Annotated in this window: 9 protein-coding genes; 3 read left to right on the top strand and 6 right to left on the bottom strand. The window is 75.7% G+C overall.

The genetic code is table 11. From position 1 onward, the window contains the following. Positions 1–177: 177 nt before the first annotated feature. The 3 genes from E8D34_RS04850 to E8D34_RS04840 form a co-directional block, all read right to left on the bottom strand. Positions 178–822, bottom strand: a complete 645-nt coding sequence (locus tag E8D34_RS04850) for a response regulator transcription factor (RefSeq protein WP_136593480.1) — start codon at positions 820–822, stop codon at positions 178–180. After that, positions 819–2414: a sensor histidine kinase gene (locus E8D34_RS04845; RefSeq protein WP_136593479.1), complete on the bottom strand. Its 1596-nt coding sequence runs from the start codon at positions 2412–2414 to the stop codon at positions 819–821. The genes E8D34_RS04850 and E8D34_RS04845 overlap by 4 nt, the downstream gene beginning before the upstream one ends. Before the next feature lie 77 nt (positions 2415–2491). Then, a complete protein-coding gene (locus E8D34_RS04840; RefSeq protein WP_136593478.1) occupies positions 2492–3166 on the bottom strand; it encodes a TetR/AcrR family transcriptional regulator in 675 nt (224 codons plus the stop codon). Between the two features lie 128 nt (positions 3167–3294). Between E8D34_RS04840 and E8D34_RS04835 the strand changes: the two genes are divergently transcribed. Then, positions 3295–4263 (top strand): NAD(P)-dependent alcohol dehydrogenase, encoded by a 969-nt coding sequence (locus E8D34_RS04835; protein WP_136593477.1) that lies wholly within the window; start codon positions 3295–3297, stop codon positions 4261–4263. A gap of 29 nt (positions 4264–4292) precedes the next feature. Further along, positions 4293–5027 (top strand): DUF4386 domain-containing protein, encoded by a 735-nt coding sequence (locus E8D34_RS04830; RefSeq protein ID WP_136593476.1) that lies wholly within the window; start codon positions 4293–4295, stop codon positions 5025–5027. A 112-nt stretch (positions 5028–5139) separates the two neighbouring features. Here E8D34_RS04830 and E8D34_RS04825 read toward each other — a convergent pair whose 3' ends face one another. From E8D34_RS04825 to E8D34_RS04815, 3 genes are read right to left on the bottom strand one after another with little or no spacing between them, the layout of a single operon-like run. Beyond that, positions 5140–7206 (bottom strand): YhgE/Pip family protein, encoded by a 2067-nt coding sequence (locus E8D34_RS04825; RefSeq protein WP_136593475.1) that lies wholly within the window; start codon positions 7204–7206, stop codon positions 5140–5142. Continuing rightward, complete coding sequence (locus E8D34_RS04820; protein ID WP_136593474.1) at positions 7203–10130, bottom strand: MMPL family transporter; 2928 nt, start codon at positions 10128–10130, stop codon at positions 7203–7205. The genes E8D34_RS04825 and E8D34_RS04820 overlap by 4 nt, the downstream gene beginning before the upstream one ends. Before the next feature lie 30 nt (positions 10131–10160). Next, positions 10161–11423, bottom strand: coding sequence for a DUF4185 domain-containing protein (locus E8D34_RS04815; RefSeq protein ID WP_136593473.1), 1263 nt, complete (start codon positions 11421–11423; stop codon positions 10161–10163). Positions 11424–11594: 171 nt separating this feature from the next. Between E8D34_RS04815 and E8D34_RS04810 the strand changes: the two genes are divergently transcribed. After that, positions 11595–12443, top strand: coding sequence for an SDR family oxidoreductase (locus E8D34_RS04810; RefSeq protein ID WP_136593472.1), 849 nt, complete (start codon positions 11595–11597; stop codon positions 12441–12443). Positions 12444–12476: the final 33 nt, after the last annotated feature.

The following is a 12476-nucleotide window of genomic DNA, read 5'->3' as shown; positions in this document are numbered from 1 at the left end:
GTTGCCTGCGAGGGTCACAGGAACCTCGGGGCCGCGCGGACGAGCCCCCGTCCGGCACTGCGGGATCCGGGCACCCGTCGCGGCGCGGCGCCCCGCGCACACGCGGCTGCGGCCGCCGGGGGCGCTCCGTCGAGGTCGCTGCACGGCTCCGCGGCGGCCGATCGGCCTCTCGGCCACTCAGCCCGCGACTCCGGCGCGGTGGGCGACCACCACCGCCTGCACCCGGTCGCGTACGCCGAGCTTGTCGAGGATGCGCGCGACGTGGGTCTTCACGGTGGTCTCGCCGAGGAACAGGTGGCCGGCGATCTCGGCGTTCGACATGCCGGTCGCCATCGCCCGCAGCACGTCGCGCTCGCGCTCGGTGAGCCGCTCCAGGCCGGGCGCCGCGGCGGTCCGGGCCGGCTCCCCGAGGAAGCTGTCGACCAGTCGCCCCATCACCGCGTCCCCGACCGTGGCCTGGCCGGCGGCGCACGCCTTCACCGCGCTGATCAACGCCCGCGGCTCGGTGGTCTTGAGCAGGAAGCCGGAGGCGCCGGCACGGAGGCCGCCCACCACGTACTCGTCGAGGTCGAACATGGTCAGGATCAGCACGCGTACGCCGAGCTCGGACACGATCTCCCGGGTCGCGGTGATCCCGTCGCCGCCGGCCATCTCGACGTCCATCAGGACGAGGTCGGCGCCGGTCTCCCGCGTGCGGCGAACCCCCGCGGGGCCGTCGGCGGCCTCGGCGACCACCTCCAGGTCCGGGTCGCTGCCGAGGACGGTGACCAGGCCGGCCCGGAGCAGGTCGTTGTCGTCGACCACCACGATCCGCACCGTCACGCTCCCACCCCGCTCGGCTCCGGGAGCACCGCCTCGACCCTGAACCCGCCGCCGTCCGCCGCTCGGCCGCTGGCGAGCCGTCCACCCGAGTAGCCGACCCGCTCGGCGAGCCCGAGCAGGCCGAAGCCCCGCTCGGCGCCGAGGTCGGGCCCGGGACCGGTGTCGGAGACGGCGACGGTGAGGCCACCCGGCCCGCTCGTCACCTCGATCCGGGCCCGGGCGCCGGGAGCGTGCCGCATCACGTTGGTCAGGCACTCCTGGACGATCCGGTAGACCAGCCGGCTCGAGGAGTCCGGCACCAGGTCGAGACCGACGGCGTCGACCTCGGTCCCGGAGGCGCGGACCCGCGCCACCAGCGCACGCAGGTCTCCCCCGCACGTCACCCACGGCTCCACGCCGCCGTCGAGACGGTTCAGCTCGGCGAGCGCGCCCGCGCAGGCGTCGGCGATCACGCGCAGCGCGCCTCGGGTCGCCTCGGGGTGGTCGGGCCAGGAGACCTCCGCCGCGCCCGCCTGGAGCGCGACCAGCCCGACCGTGTGGGAGACGACGTCGTGCAGGTCCCGGGCGAACGCGAGCCGCTCGGCGACCACCGCCTCGTGCGCAGCCGCGGCCAGCGCGGTCTCCCGCTCCTGGGCCGCGTCGCGGTGGCGCCGGCGATGTCGGGCCAGCGCCCCGCTCGATGCACCACCGACGCACGCCAGCGCCATCAGCACGAGCATCACGCCGACGTTCTCCCCGTCGAGTGCGGCCGTGCTGGCCGACGCAGCGGCGACCAGCGCGGCGAGAGCGGCGCCGTCGGCGACCACACCGCGGGCCGAGCGGGCCCGGGCGCACCGGGCGGCGAGCGTCCACAGCAGCCCTCCGATCGTGGCCAACACCCAGAAGCCGCCCGAGAGCGGGGCGGTGAACGCGAGGCCGAGCAGGTAGGCGCCGGCGGCGACCAGCGCGCCCCTGCGGGGCGCCGAGCGCCGCAGCGCCACCGTTCCCGCGGCGAGCACGGTCAGGGCCGCCCCGACCCACGTGAACGGGTCACCCTCGACGCGCGGGTAGACGGTCGCCTCGACGCAGGCCAACGCCGCGATCGTCGCGCCGAGCACCAGGTCGCGCCCGCGAGGCGCCTCCCCCGACGGCGGCGCCCCCGCCGCGGGCGGGAGGGAGGTGCGGAGCAGACCCAGGTGGCGCCGGAGCTCGCTGGAGGCCTCCTGGGCGCGGAGGTGGATCCGGCGTACGGCGGGCAACGGGTCCGCGGCGCGCGCGGCGTCCGCCGCGTCCCGCCCCACCTCGGCCAGGCAGTCGCGCAGCGAGGCGGCGATGTCCTCGGCGAGCCGGGTCCGTTCCTCCAGCACCGCGCGGCGCGCGTACGCGACCGGCTCGGCCGCGGCGAGGTCGCGGGCGACGCGGGCCTGCGCGCGCGTGGCGCGCCAGTCGCGCAGGGTGTGCCGCAGCAGGAGCAGCAACGCCGCCAGGCAGACCGACCCGAAGAGCCACTCAGCGGGTCCGGCGCCCTGCACCACGGTGTGCACGGCGCAGACCCCGGCCGACGCCGCGACCAGGCCGACGACGGCGCTGTCGACACCGGAGGGGCGGCCCATGAAGCGACACTAGGGGCCCGGGACACCGCCGGGGATCCTCCATGAGGATGATCCGCAGTGCGCCCGCTCGGCGGGGATCAGCCGCGCTCGCGCGCCAGCCGCACTGCCAGACCGTCCAGGATCAGCTCCAGCCCGACGTCGAACTCGTCGCCGAAGTCGTAGCCCGGCCGCAGCGCATGCTCGAGCGTGAACTCCTTGAAGTAGGGCAGCTGCCCGTCCGGCAGCTGGGTCAGGATCTGGTCGGCCAGCTCGGCGAGGTCCTGCTCGCCCTCGAAGGCCAGGCTGAGCTCCTGGACCAGGAAGCCGTAGAGGTGAGCGTCGAGCACGGCGAAGGCGTGCGCGGTGAGCGTGAGCGAGAAGCCGGCCTCGCGCAGGCAGCCGAGGACCGCGTCGTGGTGCAGCAACGTCGGGAAGCCGGAGTTGCGCCGCGAGTCCATCAGGCCGACGGCCCACGGGTGACGCTTCAGCACCTGCCGAGCCGAGCGGGACCGCGCCCGCATCTCCTCGACCCAGTCGCCGCCGATCCGGGGCGCATGGAACTCGGTGAAGACCTCGTCGACCATCCCGTCGAGCATCGCCTCCTTGTTCGCGACGTGGTGGTAGAGCGACATCGCCTCCACCCCCAGCCGCTTGGCCACCGAGCGCATCGAGACCGCAGCGAGACCGCCGGCGTCGGCGATCTCCATCGCCGCGCGGACCACCTCCTCGCGGGTCAGCGCGGTGGCACGCACGGTGCCCGTTCGTCCGGCCACGATCCCTCCTCCCGGGTCGGTCCTGCGGTTCCCTCCGCTGGACCCCTTGACGGACCTTACGCCGTAAGTCTACGGTCGAGTCAAGACTTACACCGTAAGGCGCCCGACACGACGAGCGGAGACCCGAGATGCGCGCAGTGATCCAGCACCGGTACGGCGGCACCGAGACCCTCGAGGTCGCGGAGATCGCCGACCCCACCCCCGGCCCCGACGAGGTCCTGGTCCGGGTCCGCGCCGCGGGGGTGGACCGCGGCACCTGGCACCTGATGACCGGCCAGCCCTACGCCGTCCGGCTGATGTTCGGGCTGCGCCGCCCGAAGTTCCCCGTGGCCGGTCGCGACGCGGCGGGCGTGGTCGAGTCGGTCGGCGCCGGCGTCACCGCGGTCGCCGTGGGGGACGAGGTGATCGGCACCGCCGACGGCTCGTTCGCCGAGCTCGCCGTCGTCCCGGTCGAGCGCGTGGCCCGCAAGCCCGCGAACGTCTCCTTCGCCGAGGCGGCCGCGCTGCCGGTCTCCGGCGTGACCGCGCTGCAGGCCGTCCGCGATGCCGCCCGGGTCCGGCCCGGCGACCGGGTGCTGGTGATCGGCGCCTCCGGCGGCGTCGGCTCCTACGCGGTGCAGATCGCGGCGTCGTACGGCGCCGAGGTGACCGGCGTGGCCAGCGGCGCGAAGGCGGACCTGGTCCGCGACCTCGGCGCCGCCCACGTCGTGGACTACACCCGCGAGGAGATCGGCGCCGGCGGCGAGCGGTACGACGTGATCATCGACCTCGGCGGTCGGCGCCCGCTGCGCGCGCTGCGCCGCTGCCTGACCCCGACCGGCACGCTGGTGATCGCCGGCGGCGAGGGCGGGGACCGCTGGCTCGGCGGTGTCCACCGCCAGCTCGCCGCGCTCGCCCTCTCCCCGTTCACCCGGCAGCGGCTGACCTCGATGATGGCCTCCGAGAACACCGCCGACTACGCCGAGCTGGCGGACCTCGTCGAGCGGGGCGCCGTACGCCCGAGCCTGGACCGCACCTACGCCCTCGACGAGGCAGCCGAGGCCATCGAGCACCTCGCCGCCGGCCACGTGCGCGGCAAGGTCGCGCTCACCGTCTGACCCCGCCCCACCTCCGGAAGGCACCCGCCATGACCACCACGCTCACCGCTCCGACGGCCGCCCCCGAGGCACCCGGTACCGACCCGCGCACCGCGGCCGGCTGGGCCGGCGCCGGCTACCTCGCACTCTTCGTGCTGGCGATCTTCGCGAACTTCCTCGCCCTCGGCAGCGTGCTCCACCCCGACGACGCCGGGGCCACCGCCGCGGCCCTGGCCGCGCACGAGACCACGTTCCGGGTGGGCACCGTCGCCTTCCTGGCGATCTTCCTGATCGACGTCGTGATCGCCTGGGCGCTGCTCGTCCTGTTCCGTGGCGTCCAGCGCGACCTGGCCCTGCTCGCGGCCTGGTTCCGGCTCGGCTACACCGTGATGCTCGGCGTCTCGCTGGTCTTCCTCTACGTGGCGCTCGAGCTGATCGGCACCGACGCCGCCGAGCCGACCCTGCTCGCGCTGCGGGCCTTCGACTTCACCTGGGTGGCCGGGCTGGCCGCGTTCGGGCTGCACCTGGTGCTGATCGGCCGCCTGCTGCTGACGGCGCGCACCAGCGGGCGCGGGACCCGGGCGATCGGCTGGCTGCTGGTCGTGGCCGGGGCGGCGTACGTCGTCGACACGGTCGCCCACGTCGCGCTCGCCGACTACGAGCGGTACGCCGACGCGTTCCTCGCCATGGTCGCGCTGCCGTCGATGGTCGGAGAGCTGAGCCTGGCCGTGTGGCTGCTGCTGGTGGCCACCGGGCGACAGCCGGTCCCGGCGCGGCGGGTCTGACCGCGCTGCGGTGGGTCGTGTGCCCGACAGCCCGGGATAGGGGGTTCTCGGGCACACGACTGCCCGTCGGCGCCCACCCCCCGGCTCGGGTGGCCCAACCCCCGGCTCGGGGTCACGCGGGGGTGGGGACGGGCGCCGGCAGCACCGCCCGCCGTCGGCGCACGACCAGCAGCGCGGCCAGGCTCGCGCCGATGCCCCACGCGACCAGGACCGCGACCGCGGCCGCGAGCGACCCGCCGGCGCCGCCCGCGACGAGCTGGCTGCTGGCGTCGACGTAGACCGGCAACGGCAGCAGGCGGTTGAGCAGGGGCAGCGGGGCCGGGGCGGTCTCGATCGGCAGCACGTTGCCCAGCGCCGCCGCCTGCAGCAGCAGGAGCAGCACGAAGGCGACGATGCCGGCGCGACCGAAGGCCCAGCGCAGGCTGACCCCGATCAGCGTGAAGGTGACCGCGGCCAGCACCGTCAGCAGGCCGAGCGCGACCGGGCTCGCGGCGTCGACCCGCACCAGGACCAGCGCCAGCAGCACCGCCACCCCCTGGCCCAGCGCGAGCGCCGTGGCAGGAGCCAGCTGCACCGCGGCCAGCCGCCGGGAGGAGAGCGGCGTGCCGGACTGGCGCAGCACCGGGCCGAGGTCGCGGCGCAGCACGCCGAGCAGGGCGGCGAGCCAGAGGACCACGGCGAGGACCACCCCGAGCAGCCACCCGTTGCCGTGCTCGGCGTTCTCCACCGAGGTGGTCAGCGCGACCGGTTGGCTGACCACGGTGGTCAGCGCCTTCTGCTGCTTCGAGGAGTACGACGGGCTCTGCGCCGCCAGCTGGTCCAGGCCCTGACCCAGCTGGTGGGCGCCCTGGTTCGCCGACGCCGCCCCGGAGGCGAGCGAGGCGCTGCCGGAGGCGAGCTGGCCGCCCGCGGAGGCCGACGAGGAGGCGCCGGCGGCGAGGCGGCCGGTCGCCTCGTCGATCTCGACGGTGCTGGCGGCCAGCGACGTGGCGCCGGCGCTCACCCGGTCGGCGCCGGTGGCGAGCCGACCGGCCGACCCGGCGAGGAGCCCCGCTCCGGTGGCCAGGCCGTCGGCCCCGCGCGCCACGCTGGCCGCTCCGGCGGCCAGCAGGCCCCCGCCCGCGGCCACCTCGTCGGTGCCGTCGGCCACCTCGATCGATGCCTGGCCGAGGCGGGTGGCACGGTCGGCGGCGCGCTGCAGGGCCGCGCAGAACCGGGGCGCGGCACCGCGGCGCCCGCAGAGGCGGGCCAGCACGCGGACGTTGAGCGCGATCGCACGGGTGCCCAGGGAGAGCTCGCGGACGGCGCCGGCGACCCGGTTCAGGCCGCGGTCCAGCCGGCGGGCGTCGGCGGCCAGGGCGTCGCTGCCGCGGGCCAGCGTGCGTGCCCCGGTGGCCAGGGCCCGCGACCCGGTGGCGAGCTCGGCCGCGCCGTCGGCGACCTCGCCGGCGCCGGTCCGGAGCCGGACGGCGCCGGCGTCGAGCTCCCCGGTGCCCTGCGCGAGCTGCGCCGCACCCGCGGAGAGCTGGTCGAGACCCGAGGAGAGCTCGTCGGCGCCGGACTCGACCCGGTCCGCCCCGTCGGCCACCTGCGCGGTGCCGTCGGCCAGCTGACCGGCGCTGCTGGCGGCCTTCTCGGTCGACGACGAGAGCTTGTTGAAGCCGTCGTACACCTGCCCCAGGTAGCCCTCGGTGCTCTGCCGGCCCAGCGCCGCGGCGGCCTTCGCGGCGACCACCTCGCTGATGTAGGGCACGGTCGTGCTCGCCGCGCCGTTGCTGACCAGGGTCAGCTTGCCCTGTGCCGGCGCGTCGGTGCCGGTGGACAGGATCGCCTTGGAGAAGTCCTTCGGGATGGTCAGCACGGCGTAGTAGTCGCCGCTCGCGAGGCCGTTCGCCGCGTCGGCGGTGTCGGCCAGCGTCCAGTCCAGGTTGCTCTGCCCCGGCCCGGGCTGGGTCAGCGCCGCCGCGAGCGCCCGCCCCGCGGCCATCGGCTGGGGCTTCGTGATGATCTGGTCGTTGTTGACGACCGCGACCGGGACCCGGTCGAGGTGCTCGGGCCGGTTGCTGGTCGCCCACACCAGGACGGTCGCCGCCAGCAGCGGCAGGACCAGCCCGACGAGCACGATCCGGCGCCGGGCGACGCGGCGACCACCGGGGGAAGGTGTGGGGGTGTCGGTCACGGCCGGGCCTCCTCGGGCTCGCGGTGTGCTGCGTCGTCGGGCGGACGGTGGAGCGCGGCCGGGAGCCGCCAGGGCGGTGGGCGGAGCAGCACGGCGGTGACGCCGCCGGCCGCGACCCGCCGGGCCAGCGCCTCGGCGGCGCCGGGCGGCACCGGGCTCTCCGGGTCCTCCTGCACCAGGACCAGGAGCCGGACCCCGCCGGCCAGGGCGAGCGCCGCCTCGACCACGGCGTCCCGGATCGCGGCTCGCCCGGCCGGGCCCGCGATGGCGGCGTACGGCGCGGCGACGCCGTCGAGCGCCTCGACCCGGTCCAGCGCGCGCTCCGCGAACGCCGACCGCGCGCGTCGCCCGAACGCGCTCAACCGGGACCGCTCGACCACCCGCGCCTCGGGGGACCGGTCGTCGGCGGGCCGGCCGTCAGCGCGCCGGCCGTCGGGTGGGCCGACGTCGACGCAGGCCGCCGACGCCAGCACGGCCTCGCGCTGCTCGGGCAGGAGCAGCCCGCCCACGACCAGGTCCCCCGCGACCGGCCGGAGCCGGCCGACCAGGGCGCGCGCCAGGTCGGCCGGGTCCACGCCGTCGGGCACCACGAGGCGGGTCACCTCGCCCGGGGGCGCCTCGACGCTCACCGACGGGCCGCCGGGCCGCACCACGAGGTCGCGGGCCACCAGGGCCGCCGTGCCGTGGGTCTTCTCCCAGTCCTCGTAGGCGACCTTGCGGTGCATCGCCGCGCCCTCCACGTCGACCGCCGGGACCCGGCGGTCCAGCCAGCCGGGCAGCCACCACGCCCGGGACCCGAGCAGCACCAGCACCGCGGGGACGAACGTCATCCGCACCGCGAAGGCGTCCACGAAGACGCCCACGGCCAGGCCGAAGGCGATCGGCTTGATCGTGGTGGATCCGTCCGGCACGAACGTCAGGAAGACCGAGGTCATGATCAGCGCGGCCGCCGTGACCACGATCGAGGAGGCGCGGAACCCGGTCCGGACGGCCGCGCGGGCGTCCCCGGAGCCGACGTACGCCTCCCGCATCGCCGAGACCAGGAACATCTCGTAGTCCATGGCCAGGCCGAAGAGCACGCCCATCACGAAGATCGGCAGGAAGCTCACCACCGGCCCGGTGTCCCCGCCGGCGACCGCGCCGAGCCAGCCCCACTGGAAGACCACCACGACGGCACCGAGCGCCGCGCCGACCGAGAGCAGGTAGCCCAGCGTCGCCTTCAGCGGCACCGCGACCGACCGGAAGACGATCATCAGCAGCAGCAGCGACAGACCGATCACGATCGCCGCGAACGGCAGCAGCGAGGCGCCCAGCCGCTCGGAGACGTCGATGTTCACCGCGGTCGGGCCGGTCACCAGCATGTCGGTGACGCCGTACGTCTGCTCCAGCTCGGCGCTGTGGTCGCGCAGCTCGCCGACCAGCCGGGCGGTCGAGGGCGCGGTCTGCCCGGCCGTCGGGATCACCTGGATCAGCGCGGTGTCGGCGCTCTCGTTCGGCGTCGCCTGGGTCACCGCCACCACACCCGGGAGCTTGCCGAGCGCGGTCGCCAGCTTGTTCACGGTGCCGACCGGGTCGTCGCTGGTGATCACCCCGGCGGTGATCGTCAGCGGGGCGTTGTAGCCCTCGCCGAACGCGTCGGTGATGTCGTCGTAGGTCTGCCGGGGCGCGGTGCCCTCGGGAGCCGAGCTGTTGTCGGGGAGCGCGAGCTCGAGCCTGCTGGCGGGCACGGCGGCGAGCAGCAGGACGGACGCGACGACGAGGATCGTCAGCAGCGGTCGCCCGGTGACCAACGCGATCCAGCGCATCGAGAGCGGCACCCGCTCCCTCGACGGCGCGGGCGACGGTGGATCCGGCTGCGCTGCGGGCTTCCGCGCGCGCCGCCACCTCCGGCGCCGTGGCGTACGCCGACGGGTGCGCGGCCGCAGCCGCTCCCCCAGCAGCAGGGCGATCGCCGGGAGCAGTGTCAGCGCGACGGTGACGGCCACCGCGACGGCCGCCGCGGCCGCCAGCCCCATCACCGTCAGCACCGGGATCCGGGCCACCGCGAGGCCGGTCAGCGCGATGATCACGGTGCTTCCGGCGAAGACCACCGCGCTGCCGGCGGTGGCGAGGGCCCGCGACATCGCCACGGCGGGAGTGATGCCGGGGTCGCGCAACTGGCGGCGGTAGCGGGAGAGCAGGAACAGGGCGTAGTCGATGCCGACGGCGAGGCCGAGCATCTCGGCGAGGTTCGGGGAGGCGCTGGAGACGCTGGCGACGTTCGAGGCCAGGACCACCGCGCTGATCGTGACGCCCACCCCGACCAGGGCGGACAGGATCGGCATCCCGGCGGTGATCAGGGAGCCGAAGGTGAGCGCCAGGATCAGGAACGAGACCCCGAGCCCGATCAGCTCGGGTACCCGGCTCGGCGGGGCGCTGGCCTTGTACGCGTTGCCGCCGACGGAGGTGGTGATCCCGCTGCCGGACGGTGGTCTCGCGGCCGCCACGACGGCCGCGAGCGTCTCCTCGGTGGGGTCGACGTCGTCGAAGAGCACCTGGCCGAGCGTGGAGCGCTTGTCGCTGGCGAGCACGGGGCGCTTCTGCCCCGGCGGCGGGCCGAGCGGGTCGCTCATCTGCGCGCCGGGCACCGCGTCGACTGCGGCGGCGATCCTCTTCACCGCCCGGGCGTTCGCCGAGCCGGTGATCGCACCCGCCGCGGCGGTGAAGATCACCTGGCCCGAGGTGCCGCTCTGCCCGAACCGGTCGCGGATCAGGTCCAGCCCCTCCTGGGACTGGGTGCCGGGCACGGTGAAGGAGTCGTCGAAGTCGTTGCCGAGGGTCGTCGAGGAGCCGACGACGGCGAGCAGGACGAGCAGCCAGCCGCCGACGACCAGCCCGCGACGGCGGCTGAGGAACACCCCGAGCCGGTACAGAAGAACGGACACTCGGCACTCCTCCCTGCTGCCGGTCCGGACCTAGCGGGGCAGCGCCGCGAAGACCGGGCGACCGATCACGGGGTCCTTCAAGAGGTGCTGGAAGTCGTTGGTGTTGCGCGAGATCGAGATCAGCAGCCGACCGGAGCGCAACCGGACCTCGGGGTGGGCCAGGGGCGCGTACTCGTACCTACCGGTGTCCAGCCCGGCCGGGGCCTTCAGCTCCTCGACCGGCCGCCAGGGACCCCACGGGTCCGGGGCCGTCCACTTGTAGACGAAGTCGGAGACGTCGCCGTTGCGCTTGGAGACCGCGACGAACCCGGCCCCGATCCGATCCACCGACAGGGTCTGGGAGACGCCGCCGTCGCTGGGCAGCACTGCCTGCGCGGCGTCGGCGCCCGCCACCCACCCGTCGCCGTCCCAGAACCGCCAGCGGTGGCGCGCGCCCGGGTCCGAGCGCGGCGCCCGGGCGACGTACAGCTCGCGACCGACGTCGTACTTCTGGCCGGTCAGCCGGGTGCCGTAGACGTAGATCCAGTCGCCGGAGAGGGTCGCCGCGGCCCCCCAGTTGATCTGGTCGGCACGCCGCGAGTCCGGCGTGATGTCGACGACCTTGACCAGCTGCGGCGCCTCGCCGGGCTGGGCGGCGAAGACCGCGGCGCTGGTGCCCAGGAAGGTGAAGCCGAACTCACCGGAGTGCCCGCGGTCGATCCGCGAGCAGAGGACCGCGATCAGCTCGGGGTCGCCGTCGTCGCCCCCGCCGGCGACCACCGACATCGGCCACCGGACGACGTTCTCGGAGACGTCCGGGATCACCGGACCCTTCGCCGCGTCCAGGAGCTGGGAGACGCACTCCCCGGAGGTGACCAGCATCGAGTTCGCCACCAGCGACGGGTCCATGTTCGGGCGGAGCGTGTCGCCGAAGAGCCAGACGATCCGGCCGTCGGCCAGGCGGGCGCTGGCCCCGATGTCGCCGGCCTGCCAGGTCGGCAGGTCGATGGCCTTGCCGAGCTGGTTGAGCTGCTGCACGGTCGGGCGGATCTCCCGGGCGGGCGGGGCGGGGCAGGACGGGGAGAGGGTCATCGCGCCCGCTGCGTCGGTCGGCGATCCGCTCGCCCCGCCGCTCGCCCCGCCGCTCGCCGCGCCGGTCGTGCCACCGGTCGGCGCGGCCGGCTGGTCCGTGCTTGGCGGCGACGACGAGGCGCTGCAGGCGGCGGCCGCCCCCAGCACCAGCGCTCCGACGAGCGGCAGGAGCCGAGCGAGCAGCGGACGGGGCGGCACCGTCACCGCCGCCGGCCTGGGCATCCGCCCAGCATGCTCCCCCGCCGCCGGCACCACAACCGCCGACCACCTGCCCGACCGCCAGCGCCGATCACCTGCCCCGACCACCGGCCCCGACCACCAGCCCCGACGACGACCAGCGCCTCCGCGCTGCGGGCACTACCGCGACCGCGGCCTCGGTGCCACTGTCGGGGCATGGCCACACCGACCCTCGCCGTCACCGGCGCGACCGGAGCGATCGGCGGCCTGGTCGCCCGCGCCCTCGCGGCCGACGGCCTGCCGCAACGCCTGCTGGTCCGCGACCCCGCCCGGGCGCCCGACCTGCCGGGCGCCTCGGTGCACGGCTGCTCCTACGACGACCGGGCGGCCGCCGTACGGGCGCTGGCGGGGGTGGAGGTGCTGCTGATGGTCTCCGCCTCGGAGGCGGAGGATCGGGTGGCACAGCACCTGACCTTCGTGGGGGCGGCCGAGACGGCGGGCGTGCGCCAAGTGGTCTATACCTCTTTCGTCGGCGCCGCCCCGGACGCCACGTTCACACTGGCCCGCGACCACCACGTGACCGAGCAGGCGATCCGGGCCACCGGGATGGGGTTCACGTTCCTGCGCGACAACCTCTACGCGGACTTCGCGCCGGACCTGGTCGGGGACGACGACGTGCTCCGCGGACCGGCCGGCGACGGGCGCGCCGCGATGGTCGCCCGCGCCGACGTCGCCCGGAGCGCGCTCGCCGTGCTGCGCGACCCCGAGGCGCACGCCGGCGCGACCTACGACCTGACCGGTCCCGAGGCGCTCACGCTGACCGAGGTCGCGGCGACGCTGTCGCGCCACCTCGGCCGCCCGATCACCTACCACCCCGAGACGGTCGAGGAGGCCTACGCCTCGCGACGGCGCTGGCCCGCCCCGCCGTGGCAGTACGACGCCTGGGTCTCCACCTACACCGCGATCGCGGCGGGCGAGATGGCGGAGGTGAGCGACGCGGTGGAGCGACTGACCGGGCGGGCGGCGACGACGCTGGCCGAGGTGCTGGGGTCCGCACCGCGCTGAGGCCGACACGCGAGAGGGCTGACGGCACCCGCG

Source organism: Nocardioides sp. GY 10113, assembly GCF_004919105.1.
GTDB lineage: Bacteria > Actinomycetota > Actinomycetes > Propionibacteriales > Nocardioidaceae > Nocardioides.
This window is presented reverse-complemented; position numbering and strand designations above follow the sequence as displayed.